The organism is Stenotrophomonas sp. Sm2128, assembly GCF_030985535.1.
Classification (GTDB): Bacteria; Pseudomonadota; Gammaproteobacteria; order Xanthomonadales; family Xanthomonadaceae; genus Stenotrophomonas; species Stenotrophomonas maltophilia.
In genome coordinates this window covers 14,061-33,343 of the sequence record NZ_JAPTFQ010000040.1, presented here as the reverse complement: position 1 = coordinate 33,343, position 19,283 = coordinate 14,061, and the positions used below count along the sequence as shown (strand labels likewise).

Below are 19,283 nucleotides of genomic sequence, written 5' to 3'. Positions count from 1 at the left end.
CAAGGATGGGCTGGGCGCCACGGATGGCGCCACCCTTGGAGTACCCATGTCCGACGCCGAAGACATTCCGACCGGCCGCAAGCGCCGGCCGCGTGAGCAGACCCCCGTGCAACGGGCACTGGGCCTGCTGGTCCGCCGCGAGCACTCGCGCAAGGAACTCACCCGCAAGCTGACCGCCCGTGGCATCGAAGACGAAGCCGCGCAGGCCGCTGTCGCCAAGTTGACCGAGGCCGGCTGGCAGGACGACACCCGTTTTGCCGAGAACCTGGTGAGGATGCGCGCCAACACCGGTTATGGGCCGATCCATGTCCGCGCCGAGCTGGGGACCCACGGCCTGGACAGTGCCGCGATTGCCGCAGCGATGGACAGCTACGAAGGCGACTGGCAGGAAAACGCCCGTGATCTGGTCCGCCGACGCTTTGGCGAGGCCGGCCCGCAGGACCTGACACAGCGGCGCAAGGCTGCCGATCTGCTGGCCCGACGGGGCTTCGACGGCGACAGCATCCGCCGCGCGACCCGCTACGACCCGGATGACTGAGACTGGCGGCGTCGGGCCTGATACCCTTTAGGTTTTCGGCGGTCCCTCGCGACCCTGGCCAACGCGGCCGGTGGTCCGGGTCCGCCGGCCCGCAGACTGCCAGCCCCCAATGAACGCATCCGCCAAATTCACGACTTCCCAGATCCGCAGCGACTTCCTTGAATTCTTCAAGGGCAAAGGCCACACCATCGTGCCGTCGGCGCCGCTGGTGCCGGGCAATGATCCGACCCTGCTGTTCACCAACTCCGGCATGGTGCAGTTCAAGGACGTGTTCCTTGGCGCGGAAAAGCGCAGCTACGTGCGCGCGGCCGACGTCCAGCGCTGCCTGCGCGCGGGCGGTAAGCACAACGACCTCGACCAGGTCGGCTACACCGCGCGCCACCACACTTTCTTCGAAATGCTGGGCAACTGGTCGTTCGGCGACTACTTCAAGAAGGACGCGATCGCCTGGGCCTGGGAACTGCTGACCCAGGTCTGGAAGCTGCCGGCCGAACGCCTGCTGGTCACCGTCTACCAGACCGATGACGAAGCCTACGCGCTGTGGCGCGACATGGTCGGCGTGCCGGAAGAGCGCATCGTGCGCATCGGCGATAACAAGGGCGCACCGTTCGCCTCGGACAACTTCTGGCAGATGGCCGACACCGGCCCGTGCGGCCCGTGCACCGAGATCTTCTACGACCACGGTGACCATATTGCCGGTGGCCCCCCGGGTTCCCCGGATGAAGACGGCGACCGCTTCATCGAAATCTGGAACCTGGTTTTCATGCAGTTCGACCGCCAGCCCGACGGCACCCTGGTGCCACTGCCGGCGCCGTGCGTGGATACCGGCATGGGCCTGGAGCGCCTGGCGGCGATCCTGCAGCACGTGCACACCAACTATGAGATCGACCTGTTCCAGGCCCTGATCCGCAAGGCCTCCGAGCTGACCGGCACCGCCGACCTGGAAAACAAGTCGCTGCGCGTGATCGCCGACCACATCCGTGCCTGTTCGTTCCTGATCGTCGATGGCGTGCTGCCGTCCAACGAAGGCCGCGGTTACGTGCTGCGCCGTATCATCCGCCGCGCACTGCGCCACGGCTGGATGCTGGGCGTGCGCCAGCCGTTCTTCAGCAAGCTGGTGCCGACCCTGGTCGAGCAGATGGGCGAAGCCTATCCGGAACTGCCGGCTGCGGTGGACACCGTCACCCGTGCGCTGCAGGCCGAAGAAGAGCGTTTCGCCGAAACCCTCGATGCCGGCATGAAGATCTTCGAGGACGTCGCGGGCAAGGCCAGCAATGGCGTGATCCCGGGCGTTGACGCCTTCCGCCTGTACGACACCTATGGTTTCCCGCTCGACCTGACCCAGGACATCGCCCGCGAGCGCGACCTGACCGTCGACATTGCCGGATTCGATGCCGCGATGGAGCAGCAGCGCGAGACCGCGCGCGCGGCCGGCAAGTTCGGTGGTGGCGTGACCCTGCCCGCTGAGCTGGTGGCGACCCTGAGCCCGACCCTGTTCCTGGGCTACGACCGCCTGCAGGCTGACGGCCTGACCGTGCTGGCCCTGCTCAAGGACGGCCGTCCGGTGCAGTCGGCCGATGCCGGTGACGCAGTCATCGTCATCACCAACCAGACCCCGTTCTACGCCGAGTCCGGCGGCCAGGTCGGTGACACCGGCGTACTGACCGGCAACGGCGTGCGCCTGGCGGTGGACGACACCCAGAAGTTCGCCGGCCAGTTCCATGGCCATGTCGGCACCCTGTCCGAAGGCGGCCTGAAGGTCGGCGACGTGCTCTCCGGCCAGGTCGATGGCGAGCGCCGTGGCGCCACCATCCTCAACCACTCGGCCACCCACCTGCTGCACGCCGCCCTGCGCGAAGTGCTGGGCACCCACGTGCAGCAGAAGGGCTCGCTGGTCGCTCCGGACCGCCTGCGTTTCGACTTCTCGCACTTCCAGCCGATCAGCGCGGAAGAGCTTGCCGTGATCGAGCGCAAGGTCAACCAGCAGGTGCGCGCCAACAACGCCGCCGAAGTACACAACATGGGCATGCAGGAAGCGCTGGACTTCGGCGCGATGGCCCTGTTCGGCGAGAAGTACGGCGAGCACGTGCGCGTGTTGAAGATGGGTGACTACTCCACCGAGCTGTGCGGTGGTACCCACGTCAACCGTACCGGTGACATCGGCCTGTTCAAGATCACCTCCGAGGGCGGCGTCTCTGCGGGCGTGCGCCGCATCGAGGCTGTTACCGGCCAGGGGGCGCTGGATTACGTGGACGCCGAAGAGGCCCGCCTGGCCGAGGCCGCTGAACTGCTCGGTGGCAGCGCTGCCGACGTGGTCGAGAAGATCCGTGCCCTCGGCCAGCGCCAGAAGCAGCTGGAGCGCGAACTGGAGGCCGTGAAGGCCAAGGTCGCCGCCGGTGCCACGGCCGATCTGTCCGGCCAGGCCGTCGAGGTTGCTGGCGTGAAGGTACTGGCTGCCCGCCTGGAGGGCTTCGACGCCAAGGCCCTGCGTGACGCCATGGACCGCCTCAAGCAGCAGCTGGGCGACGCGGTGATCGTGCTGGCCGGCGCCCAGGACGGCAAGGCCGCCTTGGTCGCGGGTGTGAACGGCAGTGCAATGGGCAAGGTCAAGGCCGGGGAACTGTTGTCCCATATCGCCAGTCAGATCGGGGGCAAGGGCGGCGGACGCCCGGACCTCGCCCAGGGTGGTGGCGAGGACGGGCCCGCCCTTGCCACTGCGCTGGCTGCAGTCGTCGAATGGGTCAGCCCCCGCCTGTGATGAACCTGGCCGTCCCCCTCCTTGTAGGAGCGGGACGGCTGACGGTACCATTGCGAATCTTTTCCCTTTGTCGTGGTAGCGCTTCTTGACGGAGCGTCAAGCCGGTGGGGGATACCCTTCCACACGGTTCCATGGAGACTTACAAAAATGTTGATCCTGACTCGCCGCGTCGGCGAAACCCTGATGATCGGAGACTCGGTGAGCGTCACCGTGCTTGGCGTCAAGGGTAACCAGGTGCGTATCGGCATCACCGCGCCGAAGGACGTTGCTGTGCATCGCGAAGAGATCTATCAGCGCATCCAGCGCGGTGACGAAGCCGGTGGCACCGGTAGCGAAAATTCTGCCGAATAACGCTTTACCTTCGCACTCGATTAACGTTATGATTCACGCCCCGCTGAGGTGCAACGCACCAGACGCGGAGAAAACCCCGGAGTGATGCCCGAGTGGCCGAAGGGGCTCCCCTGCTAAGGGAGTATAGGGTCAAAAGCTCTATCGAGGGTTCGAATCCCTCTCACTCCGCCAGATACAAAGAAGCGCCTGCAGATCCTCGATCTGCAGGCGTTTTTCTTTATCCGACACTCGCAGCGTGGAGCTGACTATCCTGGCTGATCGGTGCGGGAGGCAGGCGTTGGCATGGGCGCGGGTGTCGTCGCCGGTGCCGGAGCGGGTGTACCCGGCAGCTGTGGGGGTTCAATGTGGCGAGGTGGAATTTCCCGCCACAGCAACGCAAGCGTGCAGTCGTTGGCACGTTCCCTGCACATTCTTTCGGCCTTCCGCTGCGCGGCGTCCGCAGTCTTCTCGCCCAGTGCAAAGCCCAACGCAATCGTGCCGGTCGCTATGGCCGAATAGCCTTCGCTGGTGGTGCTGGCGGACTGACCGCAATTGCGCGATCGCGCTGCGCAGTAGTGCAGCGACTGCTGCATCGCAGTGGTGAGGGAAGACTGGTTCATCGAATAGCCGTAGCGGCCATCCTTGTCGTAGGTGATCGCAGACGCAGCACTTGCGGCTGATGAAACGGACAACAACAGCGCCAGTGAAACTGCATGCTTCCAGTTCATCACGCTCTCCTCTTTTGCCGATGGTGAATCAACCGGTGAATGTGGCGCAACCCCGCAGGGGGACGGGGGAGAACGCCTGCAGGCAATTTGCCCGCAGGCGCGTACCGACGCGTTCGATCGTCAGAGCTTCACCGTCACGCCCACCTGGAAACCGCGCCCGGGGAGCGGCGCGATGTACTTCAGCGGCGAGTTGTGCGGCCGTGCTTCTTGATTGAGCAGGTTGCTGCCGTTGACGAACACCTCCATGCCGGCGATGTAGCTGCTGCGTACCGGCAGCTCACGGCTGACCTGCAGGTCGACCAGGTTGAACGCATCCAGCGGCACTTCCTCGCTGACATTGCGGCCCAGGTACTTCTGCGTGTCGTAGTAGGTGCTGGACAGCTGCGCCTTCCAGCCTTCGCGCTGCCACTGCAGGGTGGCACCGTAGCGGTTGGTCGGCATGTTCGGCAGGTACTCGCCGTCATTGTGGGCACGCAACGAATCGGGGCGGTCGGCCTTGTTCTTCACCAGGTCGGCGAAGGCGGAGACGTTCAACGTGCCGTAGCGGCCCAGGTCCAATGCCTGCGAGGCATCGATCTCGAAGCCCTTCACCGTGGTGTCGGTCTGCTTCCAGTACTTCAGCGGCAGGCGGTTGGCGGTCTGCATGCCCGAGTAACCCAGGTACAGATAGTTCTCGTACTTCATCCGGTACGCGGTGGCCGACAGTTCGAAACCACCAAGGTGGAACAGGCCGGTCAGTTCCAGGTTCTTCGCGCGTTCCGGCTGGAGGTTCTGGTTGCCTTCTTCCTGGGTCATCACCGAATAGTGGGCATTGCTCGCATACAACTCGTTGATCTCCGGTGCGCGCTGCGAGGACGAGTAGCGCACCTTGGCGGCGAACAACGGACCGAGCTCGACATACGATCCCAGGCTGTAGCTGTTGAGCCGGTAGTCGCGGTCCTGCAGTTTCGCGTTGGCGGCATTGCGCGCGGTCTTGAAGCGGCTTGGTTGCAGGTCATGGTCAACCCGCTCGTGGCGCACGCCAGCGTCGAAACTGGCCCAGCCGAAGTCCAGCGTCTCCTTCAGGAACACCGCGTTGCTGCGGGTGTCGACGTCAGGCAGGTAGCGCAGCGAGCCACTGCCGGTGACATCACGCGACTGGTGGCTGAAACCCAGCATGCCGCTGAGCGGACCTACGCGCTGATGGCTGAGCAGCAGCTCGGCCTGGGTGCTCTCGAAATCGTAGTCGTTGGCGCGGGTGGCACCCAGCCGCTCGCCCGAGGTGTTGTCCAGCTTGGAAACGCGCAGTTCGGCGCGCTCGAACCACGGCAGCGGATCGCGCAGCAGGGCTTCCAGTGCATAGCGTTCCTGCTTGATCACCACCCCCACCGGCAGCCCGTTGGCATAGTTGGAACCGAACGACAGGTTCTGCATCGAGAACCCCGGCACGCCGTACTCGCTGTCCTTGGCATCAATGCTGATACCCACGTAACCACGGTCGAAGAACAGGGTCGACCCGAGCGCCACCTGCGAATTTCTCGCGTAGCTGTTGCCCAACCGGTGATGGTAATCGGGCGTCACGTCGTTGTTGATCTGCTTCTGCACGTACGAAGGCGTGCCGGGGACGTAGGCCGGGTTGACCGGATTGATGTAGGTGCGGCGCTGCCAGACCGAAGTCGGATTGTTGGTGTAGAAGGAGAAATCGCCGTCGGCCCAGTCCGGGTTTTCGGTCATGAACTGGTCGATGTAGGGCTGCGACGCCTTGTTGTAGATCTGCTGGACGCGCGCTTCCTTCTGGCAGCTGTCGGCCAGCGCAGAGTTCACGCCACCGGTCGGCGGGAACAGGCGCGTGTTGCAGACACTGGCCTTGCTGTTGCCTGGAATATCGTAGTGCGAGATGCGCTGACGCGAGACCTGCAGGTTGGTCGAGAAGTTGCGCTGGTTGTTGAAGTTCATGCGGAAGCCCTGCGCGTCGGCGGCGTTGAAGCCCTTGCGCAGGACCAGTTCCATCGACTGGTCCTTGTCTTCCATGCGGCGCGAGATCAGGCCCGAATCGATCTCCACGCTGCCGCCGATCGCATTGCCGCCGTAGCGCACGGTGTCGGAAGACTTGTTGACGGTGACGCTGCGTACGAACAGCGGATCGAACGGGATGTTGATGTCGCCGCTGATCGCGTTCATCCCGAGGATGGACTGGCCGTCCTGCAGGATCTGCACGCGGTTGCCACTGAGGCTGCGGATGACCGGGGCACCCGCGTTCGGCCCGAAAGCACTGTTCTGCACGCCGGAGACGTGTTCGAGCAGGCCGCCCAGGGTGCGGTTCTGCGCCTGTGGGTTGTCGACGGTGACCCGGCTGTCGATACGGGAGGGCTGGCTGGCCTGGACCTGGAGGGTGGGGAGGGTGGGTTCGTCCGCGGCCTGGGCGCTGTGGACGGCGAACAGAAGGGCGGTAGCAAGGAGATGGCGACGCATGGCACGGTCCGTGAAATTGACGTGAAATGTTATAACGTAACTATTCAGGTCAACAAGAGCGGAAACCGCCTCGATTCAATGGGGCAGGGTGCTTTGGCCTCTCGGGATGGGACGGAGTCTCCCTCGTTCAGCGCACCGCCTTGCGCGTGCTGCTGGCGACCGGCACGATCTGGGCACTGCCCCGCAACGCCCCACGCAGAGCTTCCTCATTCAAACGGAGCCCCGTATGAAGCTGTTGTCCGCTGTGTTGTTGTCTGCGCTTTCGCTCTCCGCCGTTCCGGCGCTGGCGGTGGAAGCTTCGCCCTCGCCGCTGCTGGGGCGCTGGTCGCTGGATATCGCCACGTCTGCGTTACCCGAAGCACAGCGCCCGAAGCAGGTGGTGCTGGAGTTCAAGGACGCCGGTGCGGGTCGGTGGAGTTCACACGTCGACATCGTCCTGCACGACGGCAAGACCATGAAATCCGACGGCACGTTGGCGCTCGACGGTACGCCGGGGCCCTTGTCCGGCACCTACGGCGCGGACAAGGCCAACCTGAAACTGCCGGCGCCGAATACCCTGGTGATGCAGCTGGTGGACCACGGTACGCCGGCCTCCACCCGCATCTATACCGTGGCGGCCGACCGTACGACGATGACCGAGACCAAGGCGTTCTACGGCCACGACGGCACGCCGATCCTGCAGACCAACCTGTTCAAGCGGATACCGTAGCGGCGCCGCCTGCGCCATGCCCACGGGGAGGGAATCCGCGGGCATGGCACCGGCAGCCTTACACCGAGGCCGGGTCGCGCTTGCCGGTGTCGATGCCGTACTTGTCGATGGCCTCCTGCATCCGCGAGCGCTCGATGCGGCCTTCGTCGGCCAGCGACTTCAGGGCGGCCAGCACGATGAAGTGGCGATCCACTTCGAAGAACGTGCGCAGCGACTCACGCGTGTCGGAACGGCCGAAGCCATCGGTACCGAGTGCGATGAAGCGGCGGTCGTTGATGAAGGGACGGATCTGGTCGCCGACGATCTTCATGTAGTCGGTGGCCACCACCACCGGGCCATCATGGCCCTGCAGGCACTCCTGCACGTAGGGTACGCGCGGTTCCTCAGCCGGGTGCAGCAGGTTCCAGCGTTCGGCAGCCAGGCCATCGCGGCGCAGTTCGGTCAGGCTGGTCGCGCTCCACACATCGCTGGCGATGCCAAAGTCCTGCAACAGCAGTTCTGCCGCAGCTTCCACTTCGCGCAGTATCGAACCGCTGCCCATCAGCTGCACGCGTGGCTGCGAGTCGCTGTCGGCGGCCGCCGGGTGCAGCAGGTAGAGGCCCTTCAGGATGCCAGCCTCGGCGCCTTCGGGCAGTGCCGGCTGCGGGTAGTTCTCGTTGAGTACGGTGATGTAGTAGTAGATGTCTTCCTGGTCGACATACATGCGGCGCAGGCCGTCATGGATGATCACCGCCAGCTCGTAGTTGTAGGTCGGGTCGTAGGACACGCAGCTGGGAATCACCGACGACAGCACGTGGCTGTGGCCGTCATCGTGCTGCAGGCCTTCGCCCATCAGCGTGGTGCGGCCCGACGTGGCACCGAGCAGGAAGCCGCGGGTACGCGCATCGGCAGCGGCCCAGGCCAGGTCTCCGACGCGCTGCAGGCCGAACATCGAATAGAAGATGTAGAACGGGATCGTGGCCAGGCCGTGGTTGCTGTAGGCGGTACCGGCGGCGATCCACGAACAGATCGCACCGGATTCATTGATGCCTTCCTGCAGGATCTGGCCGTCCTTGGCTTCCTTGTAATAGCTCAGCTGGCCGGCGTCCTGCGGGGTGTACAGCTGACCCAGGTAGGAGTGGATGCCGATCTGGCGGAACAGGCCTTCCATGCCGAAGGTGCGCGATTCATCGGGCACGATCGGAATCACCAGCTTGCCCAGTTCCGGGTCCTTCAGCAGGCTGGTGAGGATGCGCACGAAGCCCATGGTGGTGGACTGACCGCGATCGCCGCTGCCCTGCAGCTGGGTGTTGAAGATCGACAGCGGCGGCAGCGGCAGCGGATCGACCTTGGCCAGGCGCGCCGGCAGCTGCCCGCCCTGGATGCGGCGGCGCTCGGCGAAGTAGACTGCTTCGGCGCTGCCCGGTTCCGGGCGCAGATAGGGCATCTCCTCCAGCTGCTCGTCGCTGACCGGCAGGTTGAAGCGGTCACGGAAGGCGCGCACCGCGTCGGCGCTCATCTTCTTCAGCTGGTGGTTGATGTTCTGGCCTTCGCCGGCTTCGCCCATGCCGAAACCCTTGACCGTCTTGGCCAGGATCACCGTCGGCCGGCCGCTGGTGTTCACCGCCTGCTGGTAGGCGGCGTACACCTTCTGCGGATCGTGGCCACCACGTGCCAGCGCCCAGATGTCGTCGTCGCTCATGTGCGCGACCAGCTCCAGCAGCTCGGGGTAGCGGCCGAAGAAATGCTCGCGCACGTAGGCGCCGCTCTGCGACTTGAAGGTCTGGTAGTCGCCGTCCACGCATTCCATCATGCGCTGGCGCAGCAGGCCGCTGTGGTCGCGGGCCAGCAGGTCGTCCCAGCCACTGCCCCATATCAGCTTGATCACGTTCCAGCCGGCCGCGCGGAAGGTGCCTTCCAGTTCCTGGATGACCTTGGCGTTGCCGCGTACCGGACCGTCCAGGCGCTGCAGGTTGCAGTTGACCACGAACACGATGTTGTCCAGCCGCTCGCGGCCGGCCAGGGAAATTGCCGCCAGCGATTCGGGCTGGTCCATCTCGCCGTCGCCGAGGAAGGCCCAGACCTTGCGGCCCTGGTGTTCTTTCAGGCCGCGGTATTCCAGGTAGCGCATGTAGCGCGCCTGGTAGGCGGCGGTCAGCGGGCCCAGCCCCATCGACACGGTGGGGAACTGCCAGAACTCCGGCATCAGGCGCGGGTGCGGATACGAGGACAGGCCTTCGCGACCGGCTTCGCGGCGGAAGTTGTCCATGCGCGCTGGATCGATGCGGCCTTCCACGTACGCGCGGCCGTAGATCCCCGGCGCGGAGTGGCCCTGGATGTAGATCATGTCGCCGTCGAAGGTGTCAGTACGGCCACGGAAGAAATGATCGAAGCCCACGTCGTACAGCACAGCCGCCGACTGGTAGGTGGCGATGTGGCCGCCGACGTTGGAGTGCTTGCCGGCACGCAGCACCATCACCATCGCGTTCCAGCGGATCATCGCGTTCAGGCGGCGCTCGATGGCCAGGTCACCCGGGTAGGCCGGCTGGCGCTCGGGCGGGATGGTGTTGACGTAGGCGGTCCAGGCACGGGTATGCAGGTCGCCGTGCTGCCGGGCGTCCAGATCGCTCAGCTGGTCGATCAGGTAGTGCGCGCGCGGCCGGCCGCCGGCCTGCATCACCGCCTCCAGCGATTCACGCCACTCCTGGGTTTCCAGTGGATCGGTATCGAAGGGAATGAGGGCTTGGTTCATGGCTGTCTCCAGAGGGCGCCGGTCGGACGTCTGCCTGGGCGACAACACCGGCAGGGCGCACAGCACTGGAGCGGGGTCGCAACGGCGGGCGCCGTGACGCGAAGGGCGACCGTGGCGGCCACCGAGAAGACAAGCGTAGGCCTGCCCCCCACGCTTCGGTAGGCGGGCGGGGCTTGGGTCTCTGGCAAGCAAGGGTTGGTGCCGCGCGCCGTATCATGGGCCGATGCGTTGGGCGCGGCCGCTGATCAGGCCGGGGACAGCCCCGGCAGGAACACCGGGATGATCGCCACGCCGACGCCCAGCAGGCACCAGGCGACGATGGGCAACCAGCGCGCCAGGCGTTGGGCGGGTTCCGGTGCACGACGACCGCCGATCCACAACAGCAGCGTGAGCACACCCAGCGCATAGGCGAGGACGACGATCACCGGATGCACATGGATGACCCGGCTGGGCGGCCACATCTGCTGCTGGTAGGCGGTGGTGTGGGCGACCAGCAGCAGGAACAGCAGGCTGCTGAGGGTGTTGATGGCGGTGCGTGCGTTGATGGGAGCACTCCTTGTGCGGGCTGCCGGGACATTGCAGGGGCCGCATTCTAGCGGCTGCCTGCCGGTCGTTGAAACGCCACTGTCATCGATGGCGGTCACCCTGCGTGGCTTTCCAGCCTCGGGGTGGTTGGCCGGCCGTGAACAGCGTGAGGATCTGGGAGAAGAGCTACGAACTGCGGCGCCGGCTGCTGCGTGGCTTCTTCCTGCGTCGCGGTTCGGCCAGCGAGGATGCCGAAGACCTGGCGCAGGAGGTCTACCTGCGCCTGCTGCGCAGCACCGGCGAGGATGCCGATGCTGTCGAGAACCCGGAAGCCTACCTGTTCACCGTGGCGGCCAACCTGGCGCGCGAGCATGCGCGCGCGCGGTCGTCGCTGCCGCCGCTGGAAGACGTCGACCTGCTGGCCGAAGTGCTGAAAAGCGAAGAAGACATCGAAGGTGAATTCGAGCGTGCGCAGCGCTGGAACGATATCCGCAGCACCATCGCACGACTGCCGGCGACCACGCGGCGGGTGATGGAGCTGCACTACCGCGACGGGCTGGACTGCCCGCGAATCAGCCAGCAGCTGCAGGTGTCGGTGCACATGGTGCGCAAGCACATCGGCAAGGGGCTGGAGGCCTGCAGGAAGGCGCTGGGCGCCAGGGAGCTCACATGAACCGGACCTCATCGCCCGTGGCCGACGACACGATCGCCTGCGAGGCCATGGACTGGTTCCTGCGCAATCGCGAGGGGGCGCTGGATGAGGCCGGGCGCCTCGCGTTCCTGGACTGGATGAAGCGCTCGCCGGAGCACGTGCGCGCCTACATGCACGCCCTTGCCTTGCACCGGCAGGTGGGCGAGGCGCTGCAATCGCCGTTGCCTGACGACGCGGCGGTTCCACCGCGGCAGGTCGCCGCCAAGGTGGTGCCGCTGTTCGGTAGCGTGCACGCGCCGCCGCGCGCTGTGCCGCGTCGCGGTCGTGCGCGCTGGTGGGTGGCGGCGGCCGCAGCCTGTATCACTCTGCTCGGCGTGGGCCTGGTTCCGCAGGTGATGCCCACCGAGCAGCTTTACAGTGCCGGACAGGGTGAACTTCGCGACCTGGTGCTGCCCGACCAGACCCAGGTGCGGCTCAACGCGGACAGCCGCCTGCGGGTACGCATGGGCTGGTTCAGCCGCAAGGTGGAGCTGCTGCAGGGTGAGGCAACGTTCGACATCGCCCGCGACCGCCGTCCGTTCGAGGTGGCGGTGAACGGCCTGGAGATCCGCGACATCGGCACGGTGTTCGATGTATCGCGACGGCTGCAGAGCACGCGCATCGGCGTGGTCTCCGGCGAGGTGGAGGTATGGAGCCAGGGTGCGGACCCCCGGCGTCTTGCGCAGCTGGGCGAAGGCCGGGTGGTGCAGGTCGACGCGCGCAGCCATGCGGTCGAGTCCTTGGACCTGCCATTGTCGATGCTGCTGGATTGGCAGCAGCGCAAGGTGTCCTTCCTCGACGAGCGGCTGGACGAGGTAGCCGCTGCCTTCAACCGGCACAACCAGGTGCAGGTACGCGTGCTGGACGAAGGTGCGGCATCGGCACGGTTGTCGGGCAGTCTCGATGCGCATCGCATCGGTGCGCTGCAGGTCTTCCTCGAACGCGACCCGCGCTTCGTGGTGAGGCGCGAAGGCGACACCGTGCGGGTTGGCAGTCGCTGAGGCCGACGTGGTCGTGGACTGTCAGAAAAAATTCATCGAATCCGCGTTCTCCACTTCGGCGGATGCGGGCTCTTACTTGGGAGAAGCCGCTGCCGAGCCACGCAGCGGCGCCTGCTGCCTTCTCTCTTCCAAGGACCCGTGATGCGCAACACGCTCTACCTGTCGATCATCCTCGCCCTGTCTCCCTGCAGCGTGCCGCTGGCCTTCGCCGCCGGTGCCGATGGCCTGGAGGCGCGTGTATCCACGCCGATCGCGGCGCAGCCGTTGGCGCGTGCGCTGGAGCAGCTGTCGCGCGGTTCCGGGGTGCAGTTCCTGTACTCGGCCGGCGGCGATGCCCGCATGGCCGGTGCGGTGCCGCGCGGTGCCACCGTCAGGCAGGCGCTGGACGCGCTGCTGGCCGGTACCGGCCTGGGGTACACCGTGGTGGATGGCAATGTCATCGCCATCGATCCGGCGCCAGCTCGCAACCAACCGAAGCCGGCCGCGCCGAAGCCGCGCGAGGCCGAGGCAATGGTGGCGCCGACCCTGGACACGGTGAAGGTGATTGCCGCACATGAGGTCATCGACCAGAAGAAGTCGTCGCCGGTGATCAAGGATTCGGTGGTGTATGACGAGATGGACAGCTACGGCGACGAGACCCTGGCCGAGAGCCTGATGGCCGCTCCAGGGCTGAGTGCGGTGGAGGATGCCGGCGAGCCACGTTACGTGACCGTGCGCGGCGTGCAGGCCAACCTCAACTACACCACCATCGATGGCATCGCGATTGCCAGCGTGGGGGGCAGTGGCTCCGGCGAGCGCATGAACAACCTGCAGCTGATTCCCAGCGACATCGGCACCCGTACCGACATCTACAAGAGCTTCAGTGCCGAGCAGGCACCGGATGCGATCGGCGGCGTGATCGACATCATCAGCCGCAGTGCCTTCGACCGGTCAGGCAAGTACGTGTTTGCCGATGTGGCAGGCATCTATTCCACCGCCGAGACCAACGTCGAGCGCAGCGCTGGCGGCAACCACGAGACCCTGGGTCACTTCGGCAAGAGCGCCAAGATGGTGTTCTCCAACCAGTTTGGTGTCGACCAGCAGTTCGGCATCGTTGCGGTGGCACGCTACGAGCAGCGTTCGCGCAACAGCGTCAAGCGCTGGGTGGAGTCGAACTACTACTACAACGACGCTGGCAAATACCTCACCGACGGTACCACGGGTCCGGACGAGGCCAAGGGCTGGAACGGGCTGCGTGCGCCTGGCAACTTCAGCACTGGCACCTATACCAACTTCATCACCAACTTCGGTGGCTCCGCCAAGCTTGAGTGGAAGCCGTCGGATGATCCGTTCTACGCATCGTTGCTGCTGTATTCGTACCGGTTCTACGAGAACTCGACGATGAACAAGACGGATCTGTACGGCAACGCCAAGTTTCCGGTCCGCAACCAGACCGAAGACAGCGGCACCACCCAGATCAACAGCATCTACATCAAGAACCGCCACGACCGCTGGGACCGCAGCAACCGTGGCGCCATCGCCAGCTTCAACTGGGACATGGGTGACCGTTCGCGGCTGACCCTGCGCGGTGGCCATACCGAAGAGACCTTCCACAACAGCCAGGTCTACTGGGGGGTACGCGCCTACCCGAGCAACCTGTTCGTCGACTACGAGAACGACAGCCACGGTTTCCCCAACGCGGTGGCCGTTTCCGATTCCAGCCTGCTGACCAGTTCCGCATTCAAGCTCAATCCGGCGCAGGCCTACGTCTCCCCGCGCGATGCCAAGGAGAGCATCGACAACCTGCGCGCCGACTTCAGCTACAACATCGACGCCGATGCGAGAGGTTTCGGCCTGGCCGCCGGCGCCGAGTACCGCCACCTGAAGATCTGGCAGGACATCGACTTCGACTATTTCAAGAGCAGTGCCACGCTCAACGACTACCTGTATCCGGGTTCGACGCTGCTGGGCAGCGTGCCGGGCTTCCCGCTGATCGACAACCGCAAGTGGAACGAGGAACTGCTGCCGAAACTGGGCAGCAACAATGCGGCGTATCCGAATGCCAACTTCACCAGCGACTACAAGTACGTGGAGGACATCACCAATGCCTATGTGTCCGCGCACTACGCCTGGGACCGGCTGCTGCTGATCGGCGGCCTGCGCTACGACCACACCCGCTTCGATGCCTACAGTCCGTTCAGCGATGACGGCGGCACTACCTATACCTCTGCGTTCCGCAACACGAGCGGTGGCTACAACAATCTGCTGCCCTCGTTGAACGCAACCTTCAAGCTCACCGAGGACCAGCGCCTGCGCTTCTCCGCCAGCCGTACGCTGGGCCGGCCGACCCCGAGCAACATCGCCCAGGCCACCAGCACCAGCTGTGGCGATGACGAGGAGGGCAGGGGCTTCTGCAGCATCAAGCAGGGCAATGCCGCCCTGCAGCCGCGCCGTTCCACCAACATCGACCTGGCGTGGGACCTGTATTTCAACGGCAACAACGGCCTGGTCTCGGTGGCGCTGTTCGACAAGGTGATCAAGGACGACATCTACACCCTGACCACCTTCGAGAACGTAGGTGATACCCGCTACCGGGTGACCCAGCCGATGAACACCGATGAGTCCAAGCTGCGCGGTGTCGAGTTCGCGGTGGCCAACCGCAACCTGCAGTGGGGCCGCCAGCGCTTCGACATGTACTTCAACGCCACGCGGCTGGAAGGCCAGACCAACTACCGCATCAGTGATGGCACCGAGCGCCGCCTGGACCGGCTGCTGTACCAGCCGGACTGGTCGCTCAACGGTTCGGTGATCTGGCGCATGCCGTGGAAGAGCGCGCAACTGCGCCTGTCCGGCACCTACCGCAGCCGGATGCTGGTCGACTTCGGCGACACCCAGTGGCTGGATTCGTACTACGACACGTACATGACCTTCAACATGGGCTTCAGCCACAAGGTCAGCAAGCACGTGACGCTGAAGTACGAGGCCAAGAACCTGTTCAACACCCAGCCGACCTACAGCACCGGCCCGAACGGGCGCTTCCGTACCGAGATCGACGACTACGGCCGCTTCTTCTACTTCCACATCATCTACAACTGAGGGCACAGCCGTGGAGACGATCAATCGCAGGCGATTCCTGGCCCTGGCCGGCCTGTCCGCTGCCGGTGCCTGGATGGGCACGGCACACGCGCTGGCCGCGCAGGCCGATGCCACCGCGCTGAACCCGCGCAACCTGCTGGCCAAGCCGCGCTTTGCCAGCACACCCTTCACCTTGGGCGTGGCCTCGGGTGATCCCTCGGCCGATGGCATTGTGCTGTGGACGCGCCTGGCGACCGAACCGCTGGTGTTCGGCGGCGGCATGCCGACCCGGCCGATGCTGGTCGAGTGGCAACTGGCCGCAGACGAAGGCATGCGCAGGGTGGTACGCCAGGGGACGGCGATGGCGCATCCCGAACTCGGCCACGCCGTGCACGTGGAGCTGGACGGGTTGGCGCCCGGACGGCCCTACTGGTACCGCTTCAGCGTCGGTGGCCACGCCAGTGCGGTCGGTTGCACCCGCACGCTGCCCGCAGCCACGGCCGCGGTGGATCGCGTTCGCTTTGCGGTGGCCGGTTGCCAGCACTACGAAGAAGGCCACTACACCGCGTGGCGGCGCATTGCCGAGGAACCGCTCGATTTCGTCTTCCACTATGGTGATTACATCTACGAAGGCGAAAGCCAGCCGGGCCTGCGGAAGATGAACGGCCAGCCGTTCACCAACCTGCGCAACCACGTCGGCCCGCAGATCTACACGCTGGATGATTACCGCCGCCGCTACGCCCAGTACAAGAGCGATGCGGACCTGCAGGCCGCGCATGCGGCGGCACCGTGGTTCGTCACCTTTGACGACCACGAAGTGGACAACAACTGGGCCGGCGCCGAAGACCAGGATGACACGCCCAGCGAAGTATTCCTGCTGCGCCGCGCACAGGCGTTCCAGGCCTACTACGAGAACATGCCGTTGCGCCGTTCGGCATTCCCGCGCGATGGCCACATGCAGATGTACCGACGTGCACGCTACGGCACGCTGATGGACCTGCACCTGCTCGACACCCGCCAGTACCGCAGCAAGCAGGTGAACATGGCGCTGCGTGACGAGGTGGAATCGCCGGAGCGCAGCATTGTGGGGGCGAAGCAGGAGCGCTGGCTGTTCGACGGCCTGGCCGATGCCGCACCGCGCTGGCACACCATCGCCCACCAGGTGGCGCTGGGCAACTACATGCGCGAGAAGGATGGGGTGGTGCAGTCGTCCGACGACCAGTGGTCGGGCTATCTGGACAGCCGCCGGCGCCTGCTCGACCACATCCAGAAGGTGGGCTTCGGCAACGTGGTGACCGCCTGCGGCGACGCGCATCGCCACTATGCCAGCGATCTGGTGCAGGACCACCGTGACTCGGGCGTGGTCTCCAGCGAGTTCCTCGCCACGTCGATCACCTCCGGCGCCGATGGCCAGGGTGTGGACGCGTATGCCAGGAACCAGCTTGCGCACAGCCCCTATCTGAAGGCGACCACCGACAAGCGTGGCTACGTGCTGTGCGATGTCACCCGCGATGCGTGGATCGGCGACATGAAGACGCTGGATACAGTGATGCAGCCGAATGGCGCGGTGCAGAGCTGGAAGCGCTATGCGGTGGAGCACGGCCGGCCGGGGCTGCAGGAGGCCTGAATCTACCGCTCTACAGAGATCCTTCAATCCTGCTCGAACCGCAGTGGTTCGCTGCCCATCGCCGGGTCACTCGTGCCGGGGCGCCCATCCTCGGCGCGACCGGCCAGGCGCAGCATGCTCTCGCCCGCGCCGATCTGCAGGTCATACCAGCCCGCCGTGGGCGTTGCGTCCCACGCCAACGCGGTTTCTGCGTGTGCGGGTAGTACCAGCGCCTGATCGGGCATGTGCCCGGCATAGGCACCAGGCTGCACACGCACCTGCTGCGCGCCGTCACCCAGGTTGCGCAGCCGCAGCCGCAGTTGGCCATCCGTGCGATCAATTGAAGCCTGCAGCGCAGGATCCTTGGCCGCCCCCTGGAAGTGGCGGTGGAAGCCGTTCGGACCGAGCAGCCACAGGTCATAGCGGCCCTGGGCATCAAGCGGCCAGCGCTCGCGCAGCGCCATGCCCGGGAGCAGCGTGTAGCGGCGCGGCACCGCATCCAGCCGCAGCCGGTCGTAGACATGCAGCACTGCCGCCGCGCCTTCGCAGGATAACGCCAGATCCACGCCCGAGGCGTCCACCGCAGCCATCGATGCCTGCGGCCGATAGGGCAGGGCGCGCGCCGGGCGTATGCCGACTTCCTGCTTCGCTGGTTTCAGCCCCTCCGGCAGCGCCGGCACGGTTCGCCCTGGCAACGCAGCGGCGCGTGCGGCCACCGCGCTCACGTCGGGCAGGCCGCGTACGAACGGGCGGGTATCGCGCTGGGCGAAGTCGAAGGCGTTGCTGAGGTCGCCGCAGACCGCGCGGCGCCACGGCGAGATGTCCGGTGCCACCACACCGAAGCGGCGTTCGATCAGTCGAATGACCGAGGTGTGGTCGTACACCTGCGAGTCGACCCAGCCGCCCCGACTCCACGGCGAGATCACATACAGCGGCACGCGCGGGCCCAGTCCATACGGGCGGCCGCGCAGTTCGGCGGCATCGTACTTCTCGTCGCCCGGCGCGGGATGGCGGTGGTACTCGCCCTCGGTACTGACCGAGGACGCACCCGCCCAGCCGCCATCCACCGGCGAAGGCGGTGCCGGTGGCGGCATGTGGTCGAAGAAGCCGTCGTTCTCATCGAACATCAGCAGCAGGGCGGTGCGGCTCCAGACTTCCGGATCAGCAGTCAGCGCATCCAGCACGCGCGCGGTATAGGCCGCGCCCTGCGCCGGACTGGAGGGTCCGGGGTGCTCGCTGCCGGCCGCGTCGGCGATGATGAAGCTGACCTGCGGCAGGCGCCCGTCGAGTACGTCCTGGCGCAGCTGTGGCAGGCCACGGGTACTGACCCCGCGTGCGCGCAGTTGCGGGTCATGCCCGGGTGCAGCACTGTACGCCCGACGGAACGCCTCGAAGCCGGCCAGCGGGTTGTCGGTGAAGTTGTCCGCCATGTCCTGGTAGATCTGCCAGGACACGCCGGCCGTCTGCAGGCGCTCGACATAGCTGGTCCAGCGGTATGACGCCGGATGCCCGCCGTGTTCGGGGAAGTTGTCATGCGAGTTGGCGATCACCGGGCCGCCGGCGCGGGCCTGTGCATCATTGTGGCCGGTCCACAGGAACACCCGGTTCGGATTGGTGCCGGCCTGCATCGCGCAGTGGTAGGCGTCGCAGATCGTGAACGCATCGGCCAGCGCGAACTGGAACGGCATGTCGCTGCGCTGGAAGTAGCCCATGGAGTGGTTCTGCTTGGCCTTCGGCCAGTGCCCCATGCGGCCGTGATCCCAGGCACGCTGGGCGTCTGGCCAGGTGTGCGGCGTGCCTTCCACCCGCATGTAGCCGAAGTGCGCGGCGGTATCCAGCGGAAACGGTGCGATCGCCCGCGTGCCACTCGCGTCGGGCTGCAGCCACAGGCTGCGCGCGCGGCCACCGGCCTGCAGCGCGGCGGCCGGGGCCACGAAGCGGTCACCGAAACCACGTACCCCCGGCAGCGTGCCGAAGTAGTGGTCGAACGAACGGTTCTCCTGCATGAACACCACGATGTGCTGCAGGTCTTCGAGGCTGCGCGTCTGCGCGGCGGGGGCGATCGCTGCGGCCCGTGCGATGCTGGGCAGCAGCGGGGCAAGGCCGGCGGCAACGCCGGCCTGCAACAACCGGCGTCGGCCGATATCGGTCACGGGCTCAC

Annotated in this window: 13 protein-coding genes and 1 tRNA gene; 9 read left to right on the top strand and 5 right to left on the bottom strand. The window is 65.8% G+C overall.

All coding sequences use genetic code 11. The features are described from left to right. The first annotated feature begins 46 nt into the window (after window positions 1-46). From recX to O0K41_RS12835, 4 genes are all read left to right on the top strand, one after another. Window positions 47-538, top strand: coding sequence for a recombination regulator RecX (recX, locus tag O0K41_RS12850; RefSeq protein ID WP_005409024.1), 492 nt, complete (start codon window positions 47-49; stop codon window positions 536-538). A gap of 109 nt (window positions 539-647) precedes the next feature. Next, window positions 648-3,296 (top strand): alanine--tRNA ligase, encoded by a 2,649-nt coding sequence (gene alaS, locus O0K41_RS12845; RefSeq protein WP_033834136.1) that lies wholly within the window; start codon window positions 648-650, stop codon window positions 3,294-3,296. 147 nt (window positions 3,297-3,443) lie between these two features. Continuing rightward, window positions 3,444-3,647 carry a carbon storage regulator CsrA gene (csrA, locus tag O0K41_RS12840; RefSeq protein ID WP_004152909.1) on the top strand — a complete coding sequence of 68 codons (204 nt, stop codon included), beginning with the start codon at window positions 3,444-3,446 and terminating at the stop codon, window positions 3,645-3,647. Between the two features lie 78 nt (window positions 3,648-3,725). Further along, window positions 3,726-3,818, top strand: a tRNA-Ser gene (locus O0K41_RS12835). A 74-nt stretch (window positions 3,819-3,892) separates the two neighbouring features. Here the strand turns inward: O0K41_RS12835 and O0K41_RS12830 are convergent. Together O0K41_RS12830 and O0K41_RS12825 are read right to left on the bottom strand one after the other, a co-directional pair. Beyond that, the gene (locus O0K41_RS12830; protein ID WP_080353081.1) at window positions 3,893-4,354 is read right to left on the bottom strand and encodes a DUF4189 domain-containing protein; all 462 of its coding nucleotides are present in this window, start codon (window positions 4,352-4,354) and stop codon (window positions 3,893-3,895) included. 120 nt (window positions 4,355-4,474) lie between these two features. Continuing rightward, window positions 4,475-6,805: a TonB-dependent receptor gene (locus O0K41_RS12825; protein WP_049449789.1), complete on the bottom strand. Its 2,331-nt coding sequence runs from the start codon at window positions 6,803-6,805 to the stop codon at window positions 4,475-4,477. 226 nt (window positions 6,806-7,031) lie between these two features. Between O0K41_RS12825 and O0K41_RS12820 the strand changes: the two genes are divergently transcribed. After that, window positions 7,032-7,514 (top strand): hypothetical protein, encoded by a 483-nt coding sequence (locus O0K41_RS12820; protein WP_033834139.1) that lies wholly within the window; start codon window positions 7,032-7,034, stop codon window positions 7,512-7,514. 58 nt (window positions 7,515-7,572) lie between these two features. Here O0K41_RS12820 and aceE read toward each other — a convergent pair whose 3' ends face one another. Together aceE and O0K41_RS12810 are read right to left on the bottom strand one after the other, a co-directional pair. After that, complete coding sequence (gene aceE, locus O0K41_RS12815; protein WP_049449790.1) at window positions 7,573-10,245, bottom strand: pyruvate dehydrogenase (acetyl-transferring), homodimeric type; 2,673 nt, start codon at window positions 10,243-10,245, stop codon at window positions 7,573-7,575. Window positions 10,246-10,490: 245 nt separating this feature from the next. Further along, entirely contained in the window at window positions 10,491-10,889 is a 399-nt protein-coding gene (locus O0K41_RS12810; RefSeq protein WP_043035001.1) for a hypothetical protein, read from the bottom strand. Window positions 10,890-10,927: 38 nt separating this feature from the next. Between O0K41_RS12810 and O0K41_RS12805 the strand changes: the two genes are divergently transcribed. The 4 genes from O0K41_RS12805 (at window position 10,928) to O0K41_RS12790 (ending at window position 17,143) form a co-directional block, all read left to right on the top strand. Beyond that, window positions 10,928-11,443: a sigma-70 family RNA polymerase sigma factor gene (locus tag O0K41_RS12805; protein WP_005409031.1), complete on the top strand. Its 516-nt coding sequence runs from the start codon at window positions 10,928-10,930 to the stop codon at window positions 11,441-11,443. Then, window positions 11,440-12,462 (top strand): FecR domain-containing protein, encoded by a 1,023-nt coding sequence (locus tag O0K41_RS12800; protein ID WP_164223072.1) that lies wholly within the window; start codon window positions 11,440-11,442, stop codon window positions 12,460-12,462. The genes O0K41_RS12805 and O0K41_RS12800 overlap by 4 nt, the downstream gene beginning before the upstream one ends. Window positions 12,463-12,603: 141 nt before the next feature. After that, window positions 12,604-15,537, top strand: coding sequence for a TonB-dependent receptor (locus O0K41_RS12795; RefSeq protein WP_164223069.1), 2,934 nt, complete (start codon window positions 12,604-12,606; stop codon window positions 15,535-15,537). 10 nt (window positions 15,538-15,547) lie between these two features. Beyond that, complete coding sequence (locus tag O0K41_RS12790; protein WP_164223066.1) at window positions 15,548-17,143, top strand: alkaline phosphatase D family protein; 1,596 nt, start codon at window positions 15,548-15,550, stop codon at window positions 17,141-17,143. Between the two features lie 23 nt (window positions 17,144-17,166). Here the strand turns inward: O0K41_RS12790 and O0K41_RS12785 are convergent, their stop codons facing one another. Then, window positions 17,167-19,275, bottom strand: a complete 2,109-nt coding sequence (locus O0K41_RS12785; protein WP_197592493.1) for a phospholipase C, phosphocholine-specific — start codon at window positions 19,273-19,275, stop codon at window positions 17,167-17,169. Window positions 19,276-19,283 lie beyond the last annotated feature (8 nt).